Raw genomic sequence first — 23,425 nt, forward strand, 5'->3', positions numbered from 1 at the left:
AATAGGTTAATATTACTATTACAATACATAATGATAACTTAATTAATACGACCTCTAACAAAGTTATTACCCAATTAGTTTATATTTTAGAAGCATGAAATGCAATTTAAGCACCATGTACAGGCTACAATTAATACTGGCTATTTTTGTGTTTTTTTTGCCTATTAGCTCAAAATCGCAAACTTCAATTGACAGCTCCCTGCAGTACAGAAAAGCTATCATAAACCCTTCTCAACCTCAAGACCTTGCTTCGGGAGTACATTATTTCTCCAAGAAAAAAAATCAAGATTTAGCCTTAAGAGACACCTTAAACGCAATTTATGATCTAAGGCTTCTTTCTATCGCCGAATTTAAAATAGGTAATAATTTTAGTAGTGAAAATCACATTGTTGAAGCATTGAATCTTATTGAATCTATGCAGACAAAAGACACATTGATCAATTCAAGAGTTGGTCTTTATAACCAATTAGGGCGTATTTATAGAGCTTCTCACAATTCAGCCGAAGCCATTAAAACCTTTGACAAAGCATTGCTCATTGCCAATAAATTAAATGACAGTGTCATTATCTTAAATAACAAGGCCAACATCTACAAAGACCTTTTAGACTATAAGAATGCATTACGTATTTATTCGTTCTTATTTAAAAAACGTTCTCATTTTTCAAATGACTATCAAACCACATTGGTAACCGATAATTTAGGACTTGTACAATCAAAACTTAATATACCAGAGGGTTTACAAAACCTAAGGAATGCTTTAAAACTAAGGCAAAAAAATAACGATATAATTGGCCAACATGCTAGCAACACTCACTTGTCTGAGTATTATTTGGACAGAAAGGATACTACAAAAGCTCTGTTATATGCTAAAAAAGCCCTTGCCCTATCAGATAAACTCAATAGTAGTTCTTTTAAGTTAGAATCTATTTCACAATTGATGAACTTGAACAAAAACCCATTAATTCATGAGTATAAGAAATTGACCGATAGTATTTCGAATGCCAAACAAATGGCAGAAAATAAAAATGCTTACCTTAAATACAATGTCGCAGAAGAGCAAAAGAAAACCCAAGCCAGCATACTACTGCAAGAAATAGAATCACGTAAACGTTTAGCCTACCAAGCACTTGCTTTAATTATTTTTTTAATCTTCATTGGGTCTTATTTCATTTATAGAAATAGATACCGAAAAGCAAAAATTGAAGAAGTCTATAAAACAGAGACTAGAATTGCCAAAAAGGTACATGATGAAGTTGCAAATGATATGTATAAAGTAATGACCTCTCTAGAGAATAATTCGGGCATAGATAGTAAGGTTTTGGACGAAATGGAAAAAATTTATACCAAAACGCGAGATATTTCCAGAGAAAATAGTGCAATTGACCTAAGACAAGATTTCGGACTTCAATTAAACGATTTGTTACTTGGTTATAAGAATGATAAAGTAAAAGTAATTACCAGAAATCTTTCTAAAATGCCTTGGGAGAATATTCCTGAACTTAAAAAGACCGCTATATATAGGGTTTTACAAGAACTGATGACGAACATGCGCAAACATAGTCAAGCCACATTCGTCACTTTGGTTTTTCAAAAAGAAGGTTCAAAAATTCACATAAATTATCGAGATAACGGAGTAGGATGTGATCTTTTTAAAAAAAATGGTCTTCAACATACGGAATCCCGTATCGCTTCTTTAAATGGAACTATTAATTTTGAAACTAAGCAAGGTGATGGCTTTAAGGCATCAGTAATAATTTAATGCATGTTCAAAAAAGTTTTAATTGCGGAGGATATGGAAGACATCAACAAAGGTGTGTTTTCATTACTGACCGAATTGGGTGTAACACAAATAGATCAGGTACAATATTGTGATGATGCCTATTTAAAGATAAAAAGAGCTGATTTGGATTCAGTTCCTTTTGATCTAGTCATATCTGATCTTTCTTTTATAGTAGACCACAGATCGCAAACCTACCCATCTGGGCAAGATTTGGTCGCTAAACTCAAAACTGATTTCCCAAACCTAAAAGTAATCGTATACTCGGTAGAAGACCGCCTACAGGCCGTTCGTACACTGTTTAACCAACATCATATCGATGCCTATGTTTGCAAGAGCAGATCAGGACTAAAAAATTTAACACAGGCTATTAGTGAAATTGCCCAAGGCAACAAATTTTTATCTCCAGAGGTTTCAAATGCATTTAGTACCGAAAACGAGCTTGAAATTGATGACTATGACATTTCACTTTTAGATCATCTAAGTAAGGGCTTATCTCAAGATGAAATCAGTGCATTATACAGAAAGGAGAATATTTCACCTGCAAGTTTAAGTTCTATCGAAAAAAGACTGAATAAATTACGAATTCAATTCAATGCCAAAAATGCCATTCACCTTGTGGCTATTGTAAAAGATTTAGGTCTAATTTAATAATATATTGAAACCTTACGGAAAACCGTAATACTCTTACCCATAATGATATTAGGTTTGTTGTTGCTTAGCAATAGGCACACTGACCATAAATTTAAACAAGTATTACCATGGCCATCCTGCTGAAAAGGTATTTCGGGGGAACTGACCGATTTGGCGGGTATGGCCTATTTAATAAATTAAACCATTCAACAAAAAATTATGCGTAAACTAATTACCCTATTATTTCTTTTTTCAATTCTAATTCCCAATACAAACAATGCTCAAGATAATGGTGCCGTAGTTGCCGGTGCAGTTGGTGCACTAGCCGCGATCGGAGCAGGTGTAGCTGCAGTAGAACAAATGAAAGAACGTGCCGAATTGACCGCTACGGAATGGTTATTGGCGAACAACCCGAACATCACCAGCTTTTCATTGAAGACAATTGATTTTGAAGGTAAAAAATTAAAAGACATGTCTTCTGCTTCTGTCATCACCTTTAAAATACAAGAATTTATACCTGCCGATAAACCGGAGTTAAATGGTAAGAAACAAGTATTGCTGGGTTTTACAAGTCACGGTTGGATAAATGAATATGGTATTGATTTCAATAAAATAAAATGGTTTCTAATTGATGAAGCGGAATGGACCAACATGATGGTATCTTATGTTAAGGTTGCATCTGGTGTCTCTAGTGATTTCAATGTAGCATCAACTTTACAAGAGGGACGTATTGTCAACAAAGGTGTCAAAATCAAAAATAAAATGACCATACCATTTTATCAACTTTCCGGTGACATGTATGTTGTTACCGACTATTCTGATGAGATGAAATTTATTTATAACGAACGATCCTTAGGTATTTTCTTGAAAGATACAAGAGACCTCGTACAAATTAAAAGAAGTAGTCTAATTGAATTGCATGAATTCTTTTTTGAAGAATAAATAAGTTAAACAGCCGCGGCAATATCAACTGCAACCTTTAGTTTACTTTGCCCGCTTCCATAAACAACCCCTTTTAAAGGCGGCACATCGTAGTAATCTCTACCCCAACCCACTACTATATGTTGATCCTTTGGAATCTGATTGTTTGTTGGATCAAAATCTACCCAACCAAAACCTGGTATGTAAATGGCAAACCAGGCATGAGACGCATCGGCACCTATTAACTTTTCTTTACCCGGAGCTGGCAAGGTTTCTATATAACCACTTATATACCTTGCCGGTAAACCAACAGATCGTATACAGGCAATAGCTATTTGGGCAAAATCTTGACAAACACCTTTTTTCTCCTTCATCACTTCTTCAATTGGTGTAGAAATGGTAGAAAATTCTGAGTCGAAATCAAAATCGGTATATATGCGCTGCATCAATTCGTATGCCGCTTCAAAAACAGACCTATCTCCTTTAAATGATAATTCTGCATAATCACGTATCGCCTTATCTGTTCGTCTAATGAAAATCGATTCTAGAACATACTGTTTGGCATCAAGAATTTCCGCATCAACACCCTGTAAAGCAGCAAGGGCATCGTTCATCGTAAAATTTTTGCATGCTTCGCTGTTGAAAGATTCATGATACTTTGCATATTCCCTTTTAATTTTACTTCTTGTAGTAACCTTTAAGTTTCTATGTTCTGTTTGTATAGAAAAACGGGTAATGTAATTACCAAAGAAATCTCTACGCTCGGTAATTTCTGCAGGCTCGGGAGAAATTTCTATAACATAATCTAACAGCTCTTGCCCTTTAGATGCTCTTGGGCGTAACGTAGCAATATTATGACAATAACTTACCGGAGCGTTATAATCATATTGGGTGATATGTGTAACGTTGAATATCATTGTTAAATAGGAAAAGACTGAATAAACAATTGAGTTTGCTTGTCTGTATGATTAAAATAAGTATTAGATATTGATTGCGATGTTTTATACAACAAATCTGACAGCTCCTTTAAAAGGGTATCTAACTGGTCTCGCTTAAAATCTGTTTCTGATTTGGTTTTTGCTAAATCAATAGATTCCGCCAACCTTAATTTTGAGAATGCTTCAAAAACAAATTTCTGATAGTTGCTTAATTGATGATCATGTTTGGAGTGCGGCAGTCTTGCGATATCTTTTTGCAATCTATTGATCATAAAAGTCAAAGAACGGGCATAGTCCAAGTCCAACACTACTAAATCCAACACATGCGCTAATTCTATATGAGAACGGTAACTGTATCTGTAGATATTAAGGCTTTCATGACTGGTCAACAAATATTCTAACAGATCATACTCTACCTGCTCATCATATTTTATGGTTAAGAGGGCTCTACACTTAGTAATATTCAAGGTACTTTGCTCTAATTGCAAGCCTATAAAATATAACAACAAACCTTGTTGTACCATTATACTTTCTTCAATCAGCCCCATAAAAGCAATTAAGCGAGTAATCAACTGGTTTAATACTTTCAGAATTTTATTAATGGAGTGATCCTCACCTTCAACCAACGAATTCCAAATTTTCTGGATATTCTCGAAAACCCGCCACATATCTGAGGACCACAAATTACGAATGGAATAGTATGAATTACCGAACATACTTATGGTATGTGCCAAGCTGCCTACTCTATTCTTATCTAAGATAACCGAAAGCATTTCTTCATATGGATTGTCCATGGCCAACTTGCCATCTTTATCCTTATCTACAAACCCAGGATAAGTACCTGTCAACTGGGTCACTGCTTTAAACAACACCTTCAATTTCTCTGAATCTGGCTGTTCATCTCTATGTTGAACAATCGCCATTTGCCGCATTACGGTGCGTAAAAAACGTGCATTTACCAATGTACGACCCACATAGCGCCCTGCCCAGTATAAGTTTTCAGCCGTTAAACTCGGTAGGTCATTTAATCCTGATATGGCAACAGATGATTTGCGTTGCCAATGTCTGCTTTTATCTTCTTTAATAGGTTCATCGTCCAGTATCCAAAAATCTTTGCTGGTACCTCCTCTCTGGTTTGAAACACGTACCGTTTCCCCATCTGGCGCTACCCTTACCAAACCACCCGGCATAACCGAATACTCTTGTTTTGAAGCGATACAAAAAGCTCTTGCAACCACATTTCTTGGCTCCAATTGGTCGTTGGTGAAATTTGGTGCGGTAGAAAAATTGATACGTTCTTGTGCAACAAAACGATACGGCCGTTCTTTAATTACTTTTTTTAATTCTTCTAGCTCTTCAGTGCTCATTTGCTCACCAAAATAAATACTTTCCCTATTGGTGCGATCAATCCTTTTTATTACCAATTTTGATATGTTCTCAAGAACGTAGTTTCTTTCTTTTTCTTGACCGCACCACCAAGACGCTATTTGGGGTAATTTTAATTCTTCGTTTTTAAAGAACTTGGCAATAGCGGGCATAAAAGGAATTAAACCAGGATTTTCGATTACTCCGCTCCCTATAGGGTTAATGACAGCTACATTTTTTCTACGTACCACATCTAACAATCCGGCAACGCCCAAATGTGAATCTTCACGAAGTTCCAAAGGATCGGTAAAGGCATCATCGACCCTGCGCAATACTACATCGATCTGTTTTAATCCTTGCAAGGATTTCATCCAAAGAAACCCATCACGTACCACCAAATCATTACCTTGCACCAATGGATAACCCAAGAAAGAAGCCATATAGGCATGTTCAAAATAGGTTTCATTATGTGATCCGGGGGTAAGAATTACTATATTGGGATTTTCTTTTTTACCCGGTGCTGCATCAATAAGCATTTGATTGAATTCTTGAAAGAAACCCGACAAACGCTTTACTTTCATTTCGGCATATAAATCTGATAGAATTCTACTGGTCGTGGATCTATTCTCTAAAGCGTAGCCCATGCCCGAAGGTGCTTCCGTTCTATCATTTACCACCCATAAACGCCCATCTGTACCTCTACATAGGTCTGCAGCATAAATAGATAAATACTGCTCTAACTGAAGTTCCATACCAGAACATTGCCTAAGAAAACCTCTGTGACCATAAATGACCTCAAACGGTACTATGCCGTTCTTTATTAGTTTTCGCTCACCATAAACATCTTTCAATACCAAATTGAGCAGTTCTGCCCTTTGCTTTAATCCTGCTTCAACCTCTGCCCACTCATTTTGGTGTAACATAAATGGAACTACATTTAGGTTCCAAGGTCTATGCATTCCCTTAGGATCGTTATAGACGTTATATGTGACCCCATTTTCAGATAACAACCAGTCAATATCTTTTTGACGTGCTGATAAACCTGTAATTCCTAATGTATCAAAACTGGAAAATAACTTACTCCAATAGGGTTTCATACCATTGTTCAATGAATACATTTCATCATTGCCACGTTGGGTATCATAATTATTAAACCAGGTAGTTTTTGTTGTTGGCATTACCTCTTCAATTACTTCTTACGTAAATCTGTTACATGTGGATATTCCGGATTGACCGGCATCTCTTTGTATACAAATGTATTTGAACCTTTCTTAGGTTCTACCATTCTGCCCGTAAAATTTGTTGAAGCGACCAATTCTGTAGGTGTCACTTCATCTTGCGTCATACCAATATCCCAAAATCTATTAATTCTGCGCGATTCTGCTTCAAGACTATTAACCGGGTATGTATCATACGAACGACCACCTGGGTGTGCCACAAAATAGGTACAGCCACCAATTGACTTACCGTTCCAATCATCGACTATATCGAATACCAACGGCGTATCTACACCAATGGTGGGATGCAATGCAGACCACGGCTCCCAGGCCTTAAAGCGAACGCCCGCTACATATTCTCCCTTTGTTCCCGTTGAGCTCAATTCAATTTTTACGCCATTACATGTCAATGAATAACGTTTCTCATTAAAATTATTGACTTTTACCTGTACCCTTTCCAGCGAAGAATCTACATAACGCGATGTACCTCCACCGGTCATTTCCTCCCCAAGCACATTCCAAGGTTCTATGGCCATACGTAGTTCCATTTGTATGGTATTGACGTCGACCATACCATATAATGGAAAACGGAATTCAAAGAAAGGGTCAAACCAGTCTAACTTGAACGGATAACCCGCTTCGTTCAACTGCTCTACAATGTCTTTAATATCTTCTTTTACGTAATGTTCCAATAAAAACTTATCATGCAATTCTGTTCCCCAACGCACCAATTTATGCTTGTAAGGTTTTTTCCAGAACCATGATACCAACGTACGCACCAATAACATTTGCATTAAACTCATTTGTGCATGTGGTGGCATATCAAAGGCACGTAGCTCTAAGATACCCAAACGCCCAGATGAGGAATCGGGCGAGTATAATTTATCTATACAAAACTCTGCCCTATGGGTATTACCCGTAATATCTGTCAACAAATGCCTGAACAAACGATCCGTGATCCAGAATGGTACTTCTTCATCATCGGGTATTTGAGAAAAAGCGATTTCTAGCTCATACAGATTTTCCAACCGAGCTTCATCTACACGTGGCGCCTGACTCGTTGGTCCTATAAATGCCCCGGAAAATAAATAGGATAAGCCTGGGTGATGTTGCCAAAAGGTCAATAAGCTTCGTAATAACTGTGGATTCCGTAACAGCGGACTATCAGCCGGAGTTACTCCACCCAAAGTTACATGGTTGCCACCACCCGTACCGGTGTGCTTACCATCTAACATAAATTTTTCGGTACCTAAACGGGCTTGTTTTGCCTCTTCGTAAAGTGTCAACGTATTATCCGTTAGTTCTTGCCAATTTTTTGCCGGATGCACATTTACTTCAATAACCCCAGGATCAGGAGTTACTTTCAGTACTTCTAGCCTATTATCCCTAGGTGGCTCATAACCTTCTAAAATTACAGGAACGTTCAGCTCTTTTGCGGTTGCTTCTATACTCGCTACCAGATCCAAAAAGTCTTCGGCACTATCTAATGGTGGCAGATAAAGGAACAATTTATTTTCCCTTGCCTCAGCACAAATAGCCGTACGTACATAAGGGTGCTTTCTTGGGTGACCATTTGACTTCATTTTCAAGCGGTTCTGCAATGCTTCGCCCGGTATGGGCAAGTCTGGTGAAGGTTCAAATAACTCAACCTCTGCCGTTGGTTCAGAAGGTATAGGCGGGTCTTGAGGCAATGCGCCCAAGGGCAAACGGAGTCCGATAGCCGAGTTACCGGGTGTTAAAAACAAATGCTTGTTTCTAAATTTCCATTTATTCGTGAGCCACTTGTTGTTCTTTTTAGTTAGAGGATACACGTGACCCACAACTTCTCCAATACCATTTTCCAATATCTCACCTAGCTTTCTGCGAAGGTGGCTATCATCTTTATTATATTTTTTAGGGTTTACATCTGCCGGTAGTTTGCCTTCTTCCCATAAAAAGTAAAATGCATCTTCATAAGCAGGCATTACGCTATTGGTCTTACATCCCAAAAATCCGCCTAAAGTCTTTAAAAATCGCTTGGTGATATTTCTGGGCATTTTGTATTCCTCAGAAAAAGATGCGAGTAAGCTAGGGTCGTTCCAAATTGGTTTTCCATCTTTTCGCCAATGAATACCGATCAACCAACGAGGTAATGCTTCACCAGGGTACCATTTTCCTTGCGCATGGTGCAGAACACCTCCCTTACCGAACACCTCTAATAATCTTGTGGATAGTTTGCTCGCCAGTTCTCTTTTATGTTCCCCATCTGCTGCGGTATTCCACTCTTCAGATTCCATATCGTCTATGGAAACAAAAGTAGGCTCGCCGCCCATTGTTAAACGAACATCATTTGCCTGTAGCTCTTCTTCAACTTTAAAACCAAGATTATAAATGGCATTCCATTGTTCTTCCGTGTATGGTTTTGTTACTCGTGGCGATTCGAATATTCTAGTTACCGAATTTTCAAACTCAAAAGTGGTTTCCGCAAAATCACTGAATCCGCTTACCGGTGCCGCACTTTCATACGATGGCGTGCACGCTAGTGGAATATGACCTTCACCGGTAAAAAGTCCAGATGTGGCATCTAAACCGATCCATCCGGCTCCGGGCAAATATACTTCTGCCCATGCATGAAGATCCGTAAAATCTTCTTCAGGACCAGACGGACCGTCCAATGATTTTTCATCGGATTTTAATTGTACCAAATACCCAGAAACAAAACGTGCCGCCAAGCCCAAATGGCGAAGTGTTTGAACTAACAGCCAAGCAAAGTCTCTACAAGAACCTAATTTCGCTTCTAAAGTTTCCTCACAGGTTTGCACACCGGGCTCCATTCGCAAGGTATAATTCAAATGGTCATAAAGCTTGCCGTTCAACTCGATTAGAAAATCAATACTTCGTTTTGGGGTTAGGTCTATCGTTGATAACCATTCCTTTAAAAGTGGACCACTCTCCACCTTTTCCAAATAAGGCAATAATTCTTTTTTAGCCTCTTCAGAATATTCAAAAGGAAATTCTTCCACTGATTCCTCAACAAAAAAATCAAACGGATTTATTGTTTTTAAGTCCGCTATGATTTCTACATCAACAGAAAGCTCTGTCGTCTTTTCAGGGAAAACAATTCGAGCCAAATAATTACCAAAAGGATCCTGCTGCCAATTAAAGAAATGATTCTCTGGCTTTATTTTTATTGAATATGCCTCTATAGGAGTTCTGCTATGTGGTGCCGGGCGTAACCTAAAAATATGTGGTGACAAATTTATACTTCTGTCATAGATGTATTTGGTCTTGTGTTTGATTGCTACTTTTAGTGCCATACGGTTGTGGGATTTCGGTAATACCTAATATAAGCACTAAAATCACCAAATGAATACAACTACACCTTAATCACAAAATTTTTATACAAATTAGAGTTGGGACGTTTTTTATTGATAGATTCTTAATGCGAGGGTATAATTGTTGACTTTTTTTGGATAGAACAAAAGAAGAACCATAATGATATTGACCTTATCCATTATAGACTCATCTATTTTTTCGTAAATTGAAACTTGCACAAAGCTCTTAACATATGGAAAAGGCACTACAGACCATGATTGATAATATGCCCGAAAAAACGGGAAAATCTTTAAATGAATGGAAAACCATTCTCAAAGAAAAATCATTTGCCAAACATTCTGAAGGAGTAAACTTTTTAAAGAAGGAACACGGAGTAACACATGGGTTTGCCAACACTATCGTCACCTTATCAAAAGAAGAAAACAACTCCCCTACCAACTTGGTAGATCAGCAGTATAAAGGAAAAGAAAACCTTTTTCCTATTTATGAAGCTATTCTCAATGCCGTAAAAACCTTTGGCAATGATGTTGTTATAACGCCCAAGAAAACTACAGTAAGTCTTATTCGTAAAAAACAATTTGCCTTGATCAAACCGGCAACCAAAACTAGAATTGACCTGGGCATAAAAATAAAGGATAAGCCAACAACAGATCGCTTACAAAATTCTGGTCCGTTTGGCACTATGTGTACACATAGGGTTCAGCTCACCGAGGTTTCTCAAGTGGACTCTGAATTAATTGATTGGTTAAAGGAAGCTTATGAAAAGGCTAGTTAACCAAACACATATTAATTATATTACTTAAAGCTATCATACTTTTTCATGGCAATGTACCTTTGCCCCATGAGTATTGAACAGACTGCTATAAAAACCACATATTTTAGTATTATTGGAAATATCCTTTTAGCTCTTATTAAAGGTTTAGCTGGATTCTTCGGTAACTCTTACGCTCTTATAGCCGATGCCATAGAATCAACAACCGATATTTTCTCCTCTATTTTAGTATTATTAGGATTTAAGTATGCAGAGAAACCAGCAGATGAAAATCACCCGTACGGTCATGGCAAAATAGAACCCATCATCACTTTCCTAATTGTTGCTTTTCTAGTGATATCGGCAACGGTTATTGCCTATGAAAGCATCGAAAATATTCAGACTCCCCATAAAGTTCCAAAAGCATGGACATTAATTGTGTTAGGTTTGATAATTGTATGGAAAGAAATCTCATATCGTATTGTTATTAAGAAAAGTAATGAGACACAAAGCTCCTCTTTAAAAGCAGACGCTTGGCACCATAGAAGTGATGCTGTTACTTCAATCATGGCTTTTATAGGTATATCAATTGCCCTAATCTTTGGCAAGGGCTACGAAACGGCAGATGATTGGGCTGCCCTAATTGCCTCTGGTTTTATTCTTTACAATAGCTATTTAATTTTACGCCCTGCCTTAGGTGAAATAATGGACGAGCAACGCTATGACGAACTACTAGAAGAAATACGTCAAAAATCACTAGAGGTCTCAGGGATTACCGGTACCGAAAAATGTTTTATAAGAAAAGCGGGAATGAAATTCCATATTGACTTACATGCTATGGTAGATGGTACTATATCGGTTACAACAGGTCATGATATTGCACATTTACTAAAAGACCATCTACATCATGAAATTCCGAACTTAGGTCATATATTAATTCATATTGAACCCGATGATTTGTAGCAAAAACTACAAATGCAACAACGCCAAAGCATCCTCCGTTTTACCTTCTGCCAACCACTGTTGCGCTAGTTTATGCAATGCCGTACTATCTTCACCTCTGTTCAATATGGATTTTACCTCTGCATTTTCAGCAATGATAACGATTGCTTCTTTGGTAGGTAATTGTTCTAAATTTCCTAATCGCCCTAAATTATTACCTGTTAAAACGGTACTATTACGCACGGCTTCCGGTAACATATCTACACCAATACCTTTGGTTCGTATAGGTTTAGGAATTTCAAACAAAGCATCGCCATTAGCCCTGCAATACCAATTACCCCCCATACGGGCAACTAAATCTAACTTGGGGGTATCCAGTTTCCCTTCCGCATCTAGAAACGCTTTTTTTACATGAATCTGTACCACTTTGGCAAGGACTAAATTACCTGCTCCCGGTCCGTCACCCAATGCTATTACTTGATCTACAACACACTCAAAAGCCACGGGTGCTTCTCCTACTCTTGGTGGGGCTACCTTATCACTTGGCACTTGCGTTAAACCTGCTTTTACAAACTCATTTACCCCGTCACCATATTCGGTACTGGATAACGACATTTGCTCTACCATGTCATAATTCACGATATTGATTACCGTTTCTTTAACCTCCAATACATTCTCCAAGGTATGCTTGGTGGTATTATCACGACCTCTTCTAGATGGTGAAAAAATCATGATCGGTGGATTAACGCTGAACAAATTAAAATAACTAAACGGACTCAAATTTACATTGCCGTCTTTATCAATTGTGCTGGCAAAGCAAATAGGTCTTGGCGCAACGGCAGACAGTAAATAACCGTGTAATTCTTGTTGTGAAATATTTGCGGGATCTATGGTGTTTATTTCTTCGTGTTGTGACATTGTGCTCTATTATTCTTAATTATTTACTGGGCAATATAGTGCCGGTTACTTCACCAAAACCAACCCTTAGGCCTTCTTTTTCTGCAAAGCCCTTTAAGGTTATGGTATCATGATCTTCTATAAAAGTACGCTTACTTCCGTCTTTTAAGTGAAATGGCTTTTTACCGCCCCAAGAAATCTCTAGCAATGATCCATAAGAGCTTTCATCTTTCCCCGATATGGTGCCCGATGCCATGACATCGCCAACATTTACATTACACCCATTTACGGTATGGTGTGCTAATTGCTGCATCATATTCCAATACATGTATTTAAAGTTTGAGCGACTAATTATGGTTTCTTCCGATGCTTGCGATGCCATGCTTACTTCTAACTGAATATCATAATTATGCTTTCCTTCAACTTCTAAATAAGAAAGTACTGCCGGTTCTTGCTCCGGACCTGGAACCTTAAATGGCTCTAAGGCTTCTAAGGTTACAATCCAGGGTGACATGGAAGATGCAAAGCTTTTTCCTAAAAACGGACCTAAAGGCACATACTCCCATTTCTGTATATCGCGGGCAGACCAGTCATTGAACAATACCAGACCAAAAATATGTTCCGCTGCATTCTCAACTGATATTCGCTCACCAAGCTGTGTAGATTTGCCTACTACGAACCCCATTTCCAATTCAAAATCCAAACGATTGGATGCCTGAAAAACAGGTGCTTCCATTTCATTGGTCTTAACCTGCCCCATAGGTCTGTAAATATCCGTGCCACTCACCACAATTGAGGATGCACGCCCATGATAACCAACAGGAATATGTCGCCAATTGGGCAACAAAGCATTTTCTGGATCACGAAACATTTTACCCACATTGGTAGCGTGTTCTATACTAGAATAGAAATCTGTATAATCGCCTACATGTACTGGTAAATGCATTTGGGCATCTTTCTGCAACACAAAAACTTCTGGGTGATTCTTTAACGGAGAATTCTCTATTACCAATAGCTTCTGAATATCTAACCGAACTTTGTTGGTGGTTTTCTTTCCTAGGGCAATGAACTCATTTAACGTTTTCCGCGTAAAAAAAGTAGCATCTACGTCTAACAAACCCAATTCTGACACTGCTGCCAAATCAACAATCTGTTCTCCAATAGCAATACCTGCTCTTGGTTCATCTGTATTTAAAGAGAAGATTCCAAAAGGAAGGTTATAGATAGAAAAATCCGAATTTTGAGGTACTGAGACCCATGTAGTCAATGTTGTCAAATGTTTTTTTCTTTATTTATCCAACCACGATTTATAATAGTCTCCATCGTCTAATTTTAGGGCATTTTCAGTAACCATTAAAGGCTTGAAAGTATCAATCATAACAGCACGTTCTTCCGAACCTTTTTGACCTATGCTACGTTCTGCCGCTCCTGGGTGCGGACCGTGGGGTATGCCTGCGGGATGCAAAGAAATATTACCTGGCTGCACTCCGTTTCTACTCATAAAATCGCCGTCAACATAATACAGCATTTCATCAGAATCTATGTTAGAATGATTGTATGGTGCCGGTATGGACTGCGGATGATAATCGTACAATCTTGGTACAAAAGAACAAATGACAAAGGCATTCGTCTCAAAAGTCTGATGCACTGGTGGCGGTTGGTGAATTCTACCGGTTATGGGTTCAAAATTGTGAATAGAGAATCCGTATGGGAAATTATAACCATCCCAACCAACAACATCAAAAGGATGCCCAACATACACCATTTCATGCATGACCCCTTGCTTTTTTACTTTTATCAAGTGCTCATCAGTATCTGTAAAGGTTTCCAAATTCTGCGGCAATTTATAATCGCGTTCACAGAATGGGGAATGCTCCAATAGCTGACCAAACCAATTACGATATCTCTTTGGAGTATAGATAGGCGAGTACGATTCCGCATACAAAATGCGATTGTCTTCACTATCAAAATCTATTTGATAAATTGTACCCCTGGGAATTATCAGATAATCGCCATATTCAAAAGGAATCTGTCCAAAAATAGTTCTTAAGGTACCAGAGCCTTTATGAATGAACAACATTTCATCGGCATCGGTATTCTTATAGAAATACTCACGCAACGATTTTCTTGGTGCGGCTACCCCAATAATGATATCGCTATTGACCAAAAGTGGCTCTCTTGATTCCAAAAAATCATCTTGCGGCGAAGCGTTAAAACTCACTAGTTTCAACGAACGTATATTCTTCTCCAAAGCAATTTTAGGAGAAACGTCTGTACTCTTAACTATCTCTTTGACCATAGTTGGTCTGTTATGATGATATAGTAAAGAGGACATACCATCAAAGCCAATGGTACCGAACAATTGCTCTGAATACAATTCTCCGTTTGGCTTTCTAAACTGCGTATGCCGTTTAGGTGGCAACGCTCCCTGCTTATGATAAATAGGCATATACGTTCGTTTTGCTAGTTACTACTATTTTATTAAAATTAAGCTATTCTGTGCTTGTCAAGAAATCTGTTGAACTTATAACGTCCCTCTTAATTCTTGCTCACGCTCAATAGCTTCAAACAATGCTTTGAAATTTCCTTTTCCAAAAGAAGTTGCTCCTTTTCGTTGAATGATTTCAAAGAACATCGTTGGTCTTGCCTGTACCGTTTTGGTGAAAATCTGCAATAAATATCCTTCATCATCACGATCTACTAAAATACCCAGTTTTCTCAAAGACTCAATATCTTCGTCTATCTCTCCCACTCTTTCGGTCAATACATCATAATATGTTGTAGGTATGGTCAAGAACTCAACCCCTCTACTTTTTAGATCAGAAACCGTTTTTACGATATCATCCGTAGCCACCGCAATATGTTGAACTCCTTCTCCTTCGTAAAACTCCAAATATTCATCTACTTGAGATTTTTTCATACCAGGTGCCGGCTCGTTAATCGGAAACTTGATTCGACCATTACCGTTACTCATCACCTTACTCATTAGCGCGGTATAATCCGTAGAAATATCCTTATCATCAAAAGACATTATTTGCTTGAAGCCCATAACATTTGCGTAGAAATCTACCCAATAGTTCATTTTACCTTCGTTGACATTACCTACCATGTGATCTACGAATTTTAATCCTGTAGAAGTTGGTTTATAATCGCTTTCCCATTTTTGGTATCCTGGTAAAAATGTACCACTGTAATCTTTACGCTCCACAAAAATGTGAACTACCTCACCGTAAGAATAAATACCCGAACTTACTACTTTACCGTGTTCGTCTTCTTCCGTCTTAGGCTCCATATAACTTTTAGCACCTCTTTTCATAGCCTCTTCATAGGCATATGTAGCGTCATCTACCCAAAGGGCAGTTACCTTAACACCATCGCCATGCTTATCTATATGTCTACCTACATCGGTTCCACTTTTAAGCGGAGAGGTCAATACCAACCTGATCTTATCTTGTTCTACCACATAAGATTCAAAATCTCTACTACCGGTTTCAAGACCTTTATATGCCAAAGATTTAAAACCAAATGCCGTTTTATAATAATGTGCCGCTTGTTTAGAATTACTTACATAAAGTTCTAAATAATCGGTACCGTTAATAGGCATAAAATCTTGTGCCTCTTTGTGATCGTTTTGTTTTACTGTTGCTGTTGACATAGTTCTGGGTTTTATATTTTTATTTCGTTTATTGTTGCTTCTGCAACATATGTATTAAAATTTTTTAAGCTGTGGTCGTTTGCGATTTCATCATTACTTCCAACGCTGCTAAAAGTGCTTTGTTCGCTTCTCTTACTCCAAATGAAATTCTAACTTTTCCCGGAGCTCCAAAATTGCCTACCGGGCGAACCATAATACCACGCTGCTCTAAGAATGTAGTAAACTCCATATCATTAATAGGCGGATCTATTAGTACAAAATTACCCTGGGTAGGCCAGTATTTGATTTGTAAAGCATCAAGTCCGTTCAAAACAAACCTTCTTTCCTCCTTTACCAATGCTACGGTCTTGTTTACAAAACCTACATCTTCCAATGCGGCAATGGCACCTTCCAAAGCGGGAGTGGACAGTAAAAAGGGCTTACAGATTTTACGCATATAATTACTTATTTCTAACGGTGCATAGCAATACCCTACTCGTAAACCTGCCAAACCATAAGTTTTTGAAAAACTATTGATAGCTATAACATTTTTACCTTCTACCACAAAGGGTAATCCTGATGTGTAATCTTCTGCTTCTGCAAAATGTCTGTACACCTCATCTAATACCAATACTACATGTGCCGGTAATTTTTCAATAAAGCTTCTTAAATCTGCCATTGGAATATAATTCCCTGACGGATTATTAGGTGACGCAAGAAATACCAACTTTGTTCTATTTGTTATAGCTGCTAGAATTCCATCTAAATTATAGTCATAATTCTCAGTCATTGGCACATTGATTGCCTTGGCGCCCATCCAACGGGTAAAAGCGGTATAGGGAAGAAAACATGGCTGACTAACGATTACCTCATCATTTTCGCTTAAAAATGCCTTTGAAATCATATCAATAATCTCAGAACCACTGTTTGCAGTTATAAAGTTATCTGCAACTAAAGCTCCGGCAAAATCTTTTACCAAAGCTTCTCGCAACCTAATATCCGTATTATCTGGATATAGGCTTAAATCTTCAAGTGCATTAGACAATGCCTCTTTTACCTTTGGTGAATACCCTAACGGATTCTCATTAGATGAAAGCTTGTGCACCGTAATACCATCTGGCATTACAATTTTCTTACCACCACCTTTATAGGTGCTGTCTTCTAATATATATTTCTTGAAACCTAGTTGCATATTCTTCTGCTTTATACCTTGTTTGGACAAAGTAAAAATACAAAATATTTTGTATATTGTTGCATTAACAACAATTTTAACGATAAACTCCTGTATTTTTGGAAGAATAACTTTGAGATTATGGACAGGACGGAGGGCTTTGGTGTATATATTGATCGTACTTTAAAAAAAGTACAGAGTACATTTTTACAGGTTTTTGCAGAAAATAACATTGACCTAACCATTGAGCAGTGGGTAATTTTACAACGTGTACATCTACAAGGTAAAGATGCCTCACAGGCAGATATTGCCAAATCTAATTTTAGAAATAGGGCTACAACATCTAGGGTCATTAGCGGATTATGCAAAAAAGGGTTACTAAGAAAGTCTAGATTTAGGGATGATCAGAAAAGATATAAACTGGTGATCACAGAAGAAGGTTCTGCTCTTATTAAGCAGGTAATGCCATTTATTCTTGACTTAAGGAAAGTTAGTACCCTAGGAATCACCGAAGAAGAGTTTGAAATCTTTTATAAAGTTCTTGATCAATTATGGGAAAATTTTGACCAATACGAAGGTCGTTCATAGCCATATTTAAACCAATTGAAGAAATAATTAATTTTTTATTGATTTTGGTTTTACCAGTCTATAAAAATCACTAAGTTTGCACCCACATTTGAAAAAAATGGTGTCGGTCGCATAGCTCAGCTGGATAGAGCATCTGCCTTCTAAGCAGACGGTCGGAGGTTCGAATCCTCCTGCGATCACTCTGAAGCCCCTTTTTAGGGGCTTTTTTGTACCTTTTATTTATTCGAATAATTCTAATATTATGTTAGTCTATTAATCTTAAGCTTTTTACTACTTTTGAGATACCAAGACCATCATCAAACCACTATGTATACACTCACTTACGAATCTACAGCCGTTAAAACCTTAACCAGTGCAGAAATGGAGTCTTTGCTTGAAAAAGCACGAACCCATAACAAAAGTGAAAACATTACCGGCTGCCTTATTTATTATAAAGGAAAATTTGTACAACTATTGGAAGGTGATAAAAAGAAAGTACAAGAGCTTTACGATAGAATAGTCGAAGATCCACGCCATAAAAAAGTTACTTTATTTTCTGAGGATGAGATTGCAAACAGAACTTTCCCTAATTGGGGTATGGCATACTACCCGATGGATGATGAACACCCAAATAAATATGAACTTGAACAGTTTAAAAGAAACCTAATACTACTTTCCGATCTTATTGAGCCCACCAATTTAACGGCCAAACATTTTTGGATAAAGACAAAAACAATGATAGCCGAGCCACCTAAGTAATTTATTTAGCCCTCTGAATTTTCATTTTCTTCATCACTCTTATCATCATCACTGTCCTTAATTAACGGATGATCTGTTCTACCTAAACCGATTATCTTAATAATATTGATAATGGTGTTATATAACATTAATACCACCACTATTAATGCCGAGCTTAATATGGCACTTACTGCGATCGTAATGTAATAAATGGCATCAAAATAGCTTGAAGGTATATTTTCACTTTCAGTAACCGGTAAATTAAAAACCAAAAAGAACAGTAAGGAAGCTATAAAAATTGCAGTATCTAGCTTTGCTATTTGCATTATGTGCATATAATGATCGTTCTTCAACTTTGAATTTGTACCCGAACTAACACCCAGCAAAGTCAACATCAATGCCAAAATTGTTGCTGATGCCAACACAATGGTATTACACAGTGTGTTCAACCCTGTTAAGCTAGATTTTATCAAGACCTTAGCTTCATAGCCACTTAAATTACCGAGCATTAAGGTACCTAAACCAATAAAAGCCAATGAAATTAACCCCCCAATAATTGCTCGTTTTGTATACCCCGATACTTTAATGTTCATCTATCTAATACAAATTAATTACTTGTAAAATTCTAAAATGGCATTACAAACCGTACAAACACCCAGGTAACGGTAATACCAAAAATCATATGTGCAATGATCAATTGCAAAAAGAAATATGTCCAATTTATTTTTGGCGGATCCTTATGAAGACTGATCATTATTGACCATCCTGCAACACCTATTATTCCCAAAATGAAACCTAAGAACAAACCTGTCCAAACCCAAATATCGCCAGCTATATAAACATAATAGCAATACAGTATAGCTGCCATACAAATGCCTATGGCAAAATGAATAATCCACCCGAGGTAATGGTTATCCCCGATACTTGAATTAACGGACTTCAAATTTGATATGAGTCCGTTTAACAAATGAGCTTCATTAAACTTATGACCGGTAACTGATTCTACAACATGGCTGAACGCGGTCATTATGGCGGTACCCAAAATGCCAGAGAAAAATATCGCCAAAATCTCCATATCTGAATATTATTTAAATCGTTAGGATATAGAAAATTAAATAAATTTTTGGCTTCGAAATCTATCTAAAATGTATTGAACAAAGAATAGTTTTTAATGGATTACTTTTTAAAACCGAACCCCCTTAAATTCATTGGTGTGAAAGACGACATGTAGAAATACCAATGATATAAAAATCTAACGTCTAAAAAAACCGATCAGACTGATGGAAGAAATTATTGGAATTTTAGCAGGAATTTTTACGACCATTGCCGCTGTGCCACAAATTTTTAGAGCATGGAAAACAAAAAAAGTAGATGACGTTTCCCCAAAAATGTTTTTGGTACTTACCATAGGCGTTTCGCTATGGACTGTTTACGGTGCAATGAAACAAGATATTCCCATTATTATTACCAACGGTATTTCTACCATCTTAAACATAACCATGCTCATACTCATTATTAAATTTAGAAAAAAGTGATATGAAAGAACTATTCAAAACTTCATGGGAAACCGTAATGCTGATCTCGGTCAGCGCGTTTGGAATTTACATAGCAGTAATCCTATTTACCCGCATTGTGGGCAAACGAAGTTTTTCAAAAATGTCGAGTTTTGATTTTGCCATGACCGTAGCCGTAGGGTCTATCGTTGCTAGTACCATACTATCATCTACGGTAAAAATGATCGAAGGCATCGTTGGTTTAGGCATAGTATATCTTTTACAGATAAGCGTTGCATTAGCGCGAAGAAATAAATCGGTGCAAAAAATTGTAGACAACTCACCATTACTGTTAATGGATGGGGAGGAAATTATCTCATCTAACTTAAGAAAGGCAAGAGTAACCGAGGGCGACCTAAGATCAAAATTGAGAGAAGCAAATGTTACAGAACTTAGTCAGATAAAAGCAGTAGTTTTTGAAACAACCGGTAATATATCTGTTCTACATAAAAAAGATGATTCTCCTTTAGATTTATGGATAATGAAAGATGTAAAAAGATCATAATTAACTTACTATTTATCAGCCATCAATTCATCTTACAGCTTTTTTATGTGCTATTTTAATACCATTATTTCTCTCATAGTTATAACGCACAACTTCTAATGAAAAGAGCAAAACAATTCTGAGTTCAAACTTTAATTTCAGGATAAGGAAATTTTTCACCCTAAAAATTTAAAATTATGAATTCAAAATATCAAAGTTGTTTAGATGCCTGTCAAAAATGTTTTGTCGATTGTCAAAACTGCGTTGTCAATATGGCTCAGTTAGAAAGTATGAACGATTGCCCAAATTGTTGCATTCAATGTGTTGACGCTTGTTTAAATACTATAAAATTATTGATAGCAGATAGTCCCTTTATCTCAAAACAGGCAGCACTTTGCGCTGAAATTTGCGAATGGTGTGCAGAACAATGCCAACAACACGAACATGAACATTGCAAAAAATGTGCAGAATCTTGTTTGGCATGTGCCGAAGAATGCAGAAAGCTTGCAGCGTAATCAGTAATTATTAAAACGAAGAACATGGAAAATATAACTATAGATAAAAATCAAGAGCAAAAAACACAACCAGGAAAGGAGTTTAACATGAATCCGGAACCGGTTACCATACGTGACAGCTATAAAGGCAGTGATAAACTTAAAAACAAAGTTGTTTTGCTAACCGGTGGCGATAGTGGCATCGGCAAAAGTATTGCCGTGCATTTTGCCAGAGAGGGCGCGCTAGTAGCTATCATCTATTTGAACGAAGAGAAAGATGCACTACAGACAAAAATTGAAATTGAAAATGAAGGTGGCCAGTGTCTTTTACTACAAGGAGATGTAAAAAATGAACAGTTTTGTAAAGAGGCCATAGATAAAACCATCTCTAATTTTGGTTCTTTAAACTGTGTTATCAATAACGCAGCTATGCAGTTTCCAACGGAACATATTGAAGATATTAAAATAGAAAATCTTCATACTACTTTTGAAACCAACATATACCCTTATTTCTACATTGTAAAGGCTGCAATGAAGCATTTAAAAGCTGGAGACACTATCATCAATACTACGTCTGTTACTGCATATAGAGGTTCAGAACACCTTATTGACTATGCCAGTACCAAAGGAGCCATTGTTTCATTTACCAGAAGCTTATCAAAATCACTTGCAGAGAAGGGTATTCGTGTAAATGCCGTAGCACCCGGACCAATATGGACCCCTTTAATTCCCGCTACTTTCGATGGTGAAAAGTTGGAGAATTTTGGAAAGGACGTACCGTTAGGAAGAGCAGGCCAACCTGCAGAGGTTGCACCCGCTTACGTTTATTTGGCAAGTGAAGACAGTAGTTACATGACCGGTCAAGTACTTCATGTAAACGGTGGTGAAGTCATTGGTGGTTAATTAATTTTTTGACGATGAAGGAAGACGATGAGTTTCATTTATTTATGGCTGAAGATGATCTAGAAGATCAACAAATATTTAGAGAGGCAATAGCAAATATCGGTGGTAATTTAAAGGTTACCATGTTCTTAAATGGTATCGATTTAATGGAAGCATTGCATACAAGTAGCGATAGCCCCAATGTTATTATTCTAGATCTCTTTATGCCTAAATTAAATGGAGAGCAGACATTGGCTAAAATTAGAAGCATTGAAGCTTTTGATGATATTCCCGTAGTTATATTCTCCAATGAATATAATATTGACCGTATTTCAAATTTATTTGAAAATGGCGCCAATAGATATCTTCATAAGCCCAATTCTTTTAAAACATTGACTTATGCATTAAAAAGAACAATTGAATCTATTAAAAACAACACTTTGGGCGGTACTGCAATAATAAACTACGTAGAATAACAGTTATTTAGTTGCGTTTTGTGCTCTAAAGGTTAATTCAATATTTAGGTATTGAGCTATTTTTAAAATCAATCGCATTATTGCATGGGTATGGCAATAACTACCTTGCTGTTGAAGTTTCACCTATTATTAGACTACAAACCAGATAATATTAGCGTACAAATTAATATTTGAACATGAGCAAACCAATTTTAAATGTCTTTCTCGCAGATGATGACAGCGACGATAGAACTTTCTTCTCCGACGCTTTGCGCGAGATACCGATACAGACCAAAATATCGGAGTTTAACAATGGTGTAGATTTAATGGCCGAGTTACTTTCTAATACGGCAGAGCAACCAGATGTTATATTCTTGGATTTAAAAATGCCAATGATGGATGGTTTTGAGTGTTTAGCAGACATAAGAGACCTGGAACAGTATATAAATACACCTGTAATTATATATTCTACTTCTTATCACCCAAAAGAAATAGACAGACTTAATGAAATGGGTGCATCGTTATATTTACAAAAACCGTCTTCGTACAATCAATTAAAAACGCTTTTACACAAATGTCTTCGTTATGTAAATAATGCTGACGGAAATATTATAGACAAAGAATTTGTTATCTCCATTTAAAAAAGTACCCTACTACAGCCTTTTAACCTTCCCTTCTACTACGCATCCTC

The 23,425-nt window shown here is 37.1% G+C and carries 23 protein-coding genes and 1 tRNA gene; 14 read left to right on the forward strand and 10 right to left on the reverse strand.

Annotated features, from left to right (window positions below):
• Positions 1–94 precede the first annotated feature (94 nt).
• From DCS95_RS11910 to DCS95_RS11920, 3 genes are all read left to right on the forward strand, one after another.
• Positions 95–1,759: a tetratricopeptide repeat-containing sensor histidine kinase gene (locus tag DCS95_RS11910; RefSeq protein WP_164674183.1), complete on the forward strand. Its 1,665-nt coding sequence runs from the start codon at positions 95–97 to the stop codon at positions 1,757–1,759.
• Positions 1,760–1,762: 3 nt separating this feature from the next.
• Positions 1,763–2,428, forward strand: a complete 666-nt coding sequence (locus DCS95_RS11915) for a response regulator (RefSeq protein ID WP_116771027.1) — start codon at positions 1,763–1,765, stop codon at positions 2,426–2,428.
• 201 nt (positions 2,429–2,629) lie between these two features.
• Positions 2,630–3,352, forward strand: a complete 723-nt coding sequence (locus DCS95_RS11920; RefSeq protein ID WP_116771028.1) for a hypothetical protein — start codon at positions 2,630–2,632, stop codon at positions 3,350–3,352.
• A 5-nt stretch (positions 3,353–3,357) separates the two neighbouring features.
• Here the strand turns inward: DCS95_RS11920 and DCS95_RS11925 are convergent, their stop codons facing one another.
• Genes DCS95_RS11925 through DCS95_RS11935 form a run of 3 tightly spaced genes read right to left on the reverse strand, consistent with a single transcriptional unit; the run spans position 3,358 to position 10,147 of the window.
• Positions 3,358–4,248, reverse strand: a complete 891-nt coding sequence (locus tag DCS95_RS11925) for a transglutaminase family protein (RefSeq protein WP_116771029.1) — start codon at positions 4,246–4,248, stop codon at positions 3,358–3,360.
• Between the two features lie 2 nt (positions 4,249–4,250).
• Positions 4,251–6,812, reverse strand: a complete 2,562-nt coding sequence (locus DCS95_RS11930; RefSeq protein WP_116771030.1) for a circularly permuted type 2 ATP-grasp protein — start codon at positions 6,810–6,812, stop codon at positions 4,251–4,253.
• Positions 6,813–6,823: 11 nt separating this feature from the next.
• Positions 6,824–10,147, reverse strand: coding sequence for a transglutaminase family protein (locus DCS95_RS11935; RefSeq protein WP_116771031.1), 3,324 nt, complete (start codon positions 10,145–10,147; stop codon positions 6,824–6,826).
• Positions 10,148–10,398: 251 nt separating this feature from the next.
• Between DCS95_RS11935 and DCS95_RS11940 the strand changes: the two genes are divergently transcribed.
• A complete protein-coding gene (locus tag DCS95_RS11940; protein ID WP_116771032.1) occupies positions 10,399–10,941 on the forward strand; it encodes a DUF4287 domain-containing protein in 543 nt (180 codons plus the stop codon).
• A 66-nt stretch (positions 10,942–11,007) separates the two neighbouring features.
• Positions 11,008–11,880, forward strand: coding sequence for a cation diffusion facilitator family transporter (locus DCS95_RS11945; protein WP_116771033.1), 873 nt, complete (start codon positions 11,008–11,010; stop codon positions 11,878–11,880).
• Between the two features lie 6 nt (positions 11,881–11,886).
• On the opposite strand, the gene DCS95_RS11950 is transcribed toward DCS95_RS11945, so the two are convergent.
• The 5 genes from DCS95_RS11950 to DCS95_RS11970 all read right to left on the reverse strand — a co-directional run bounded on the left by DCS95_RS11950 (position 11,887) and on the right by DCS95_RS11970 (position 17,582).
• The gene (locus tag DCS95_RS11950; RefSeq protein WP_116771034.1) at positions 11,887–12,777 is read right to left on the reverse strand and encodes a flavin reductase family protein; all 891 of its coding nucleotides are present in this window, start codon (positions 12,775–12,777) and stop codon (positions 11,887–11,889) included.
• 19 nt (positions 12,778–12,796) lie between these two features.
• Positions 12,797–14,023: a fumarylacetoacetase gene (gene fahA, locus DCS95_RS11955; protein ID WP_116771035.1), complete on the reverse strand. Its 1,227-nt coding sequence runs from the start codon at positions 14,021–14,023 to the stop codon at positions 12,797–12,799.
• A 21-nt stretch (positions 14,024–14,044) separates the two neighbouring features.
• The gene (locus DCS95_RS11960) at positions 14,045–15,205 is read right to left on the reverse strand and encodes a homogentisate 1,2-dioxygenase (protein ID WP_116771036.1); all 1,161 of its coding nucleotides are present in this window, start codon (positions 15,203–15,205) and stop codon (positions 14,045–14,047) included.
• Positions 15,206–15,280: 75 nt separating this feature from the next.
• Complete coding sequence (gene hppD, locus DCS95_RS11965; protein WP_116771037.1) at positions 15,281–16,411, reverse strand: 4-hydroxyphenylpyruvate dioxygenase; 1,131 nt, start codon at positions 16,409–16,411, stop codon at positions 15,281–15,283.
• 64 nt (positions 16,412–16,475) lie between these two features.
• On the reverse strand, positions 16,476–17,582 hold the full coding sequence (locus tag DCS95_RS11970) for a pyridoxal phosphate-dependent aminotransferase (protein ID WP_116771038.1): 1,107 nt from the start codon (positions 17,580–17,582) through the stop codon (positions 16,476–16,478).
• Positions 17,583–17,702: 120 nt separating this feature from the next.
• Between DCS95_RS11970 and DCS95_RS11975 the strand changes: the two genes are divergently transcribed.
• The 3 genes from DCS95_RS11975 (at position 17,703) to DCS95_RS11985 (ending at position 18,887) form a co-directional block, all read left to right on the forward strand.
• The gene (locus DCS95_RS11975; protein WP_116771039.1) at positions 17,703–18,149 is read left to right on the forward strand and encodes a MarR family winged helix-turn-helix transcriptional regulator; all 447 of its coding nucleotides are present in this window, start codon (positions 17,703–17,705) and stop codon (positions 18,147–18,149) included.
• A gap of 105 nt (positions 18,150–18,254) precedes the next feature.
• Positions 18,255–18,328, forward strand: a tRNA-Arg gene (locus DCS95_RS11980).
• 127 nt (positions 18,329–18,455) lie between these two features.
• Positions 18,456–18,887 (forward strand): BLUF domain-containing protein, encoded by a 432-nt coding sequence (locus tag DCS95_RS11985; RefSeq protein WP_116771040.1) that lies wholly within the window; start codon positions 18,456–18,458, stop codon positions 18,885–18,887.
• Positions 18,888–18,892: 5 nt separating this feature from the next.
• Here the strand turns inward: DCS95_RS11985 and DCS95_RS11990 are convergent, their stop codons facing one another.
• Together DCS95_RS11990 and DCS95_RS11995 are read right to left on the reverse strand one after the other, a co-directional pair.
• Positions 18,893–19,459: a hypothetical protein gene (locus tag DCS95_RS11990; RefSeq protein ID WP_164674184.1), complete on the reverse strand. Its 567-nt coding sequence runs from the start codon at positions 19,457–19,459 to the stop codon at positions 18,893–18,895.
• A 32-nt stretch (positions 19,460–19,491) separates the two neighbouring features.
• Positions 19,492–19,941, reverse strand: coding sequence for a hypothetical protein (locus DCS95_RS11995; RefSeq protein ID WP_116771041.1), 450 nt, complete (start codon positions 19,939–19,941; stop codon positions 19,492–19,494).
• A 205-nt stretch (positions 19,942–20,146) separates the two neighbouring features.
• Between DCS95_RS11995 and DCS95_RS12000 the strand changes: the two genes are divergently transcribed.
• The 6 genes from DCS95_RS12000 to DCS95_RS12025 all read left to right on the forward strand — a co-directional run bounded on the left by DCS95_RS12000 (position 20,147) and on the right by DCS95_RS12025 (position 23,375).
• Entirely contained in the window at positions 20,147–20,401 is a 255-nt protein-coding gene (locus DCS95_RS12000) for a SemiSWEET family sugar transporter (RefSeq protein ID WP_116771042.1), read from the forward strand.
• Between the two features lies 1 nt (position 20,402).
• Positions 20,403–20,924: a DUF421 domain-containing protein gene (locus tag DCS95_RS12005; RefSeq protein ID WP_116771043.1), complete on the forward strand. Its 522-nt coding sequence runs from the start codon at positions 20,403–20,405 to the stop codon at positions 20,922–20,924.
• Between the two features lie 176 nt (positions 20,925–21,100).
• On the forward strand, positions 21,101–21,418 hold the full coding sequence (locus tag DCS95_RS12010; RefSeq protein WP_116771044.1) for a four-helix bundle copper-binding protein: 318 nt from the start codon (positions 21,101–21,103) through the stop codon (positions 21,416–21,418).
• 24 nt (positions 21,419–21,442) lie between these two features.
• Positions 21,443–22,300 carry an SDR family oxidoreductase gene (locus DCS95_RS12015; protein WP_116771045.1) on the forward strand — a complete coding sequence of 286 codons (858 nt, stop codon included), beginning with the start codon at positions 21,443–21,445 and terminating at the stop codon, positions 22,298–22,300.
• 14 nt (positions 22,301–22,314) lie between these two features.
• On the forward strand, positions 22,315–22,755 hold the full coding sequence (locus tag DCS95_RS12020) for a response regulator (RefSeq protein ID WP_116771046.1): 441 nt from the start codon (positions 22,315–22,317) through the stop codon (positions 22,753–22,755).
• A gap of 176 nt (positions 22,756–22,931) precedes the next feature.
• Positions 22,932–23,375 carry a response regulator gene (locus DCS95_RS12025; protein WP_116771047.1) on the forward strand — a complete coding sequence of 148 codons (444 nt, stop codon included), beginning with the start codon at positions 22,932–22,934 and terminating at the stop codon, positions 23,373–23,375.
• Positions 23,376–23,425 lie beyond the last annotated feature (50 nt).

It is taken from the genome of Maribacter litoralis (genome assembly GCF_003075045.1).
Lineage (GTDB): Bacteria > Bacteroidota > Bacteroidia > Flavobacteriales > Flavobacteriaceae > Maribacter > Maribacter litoralis.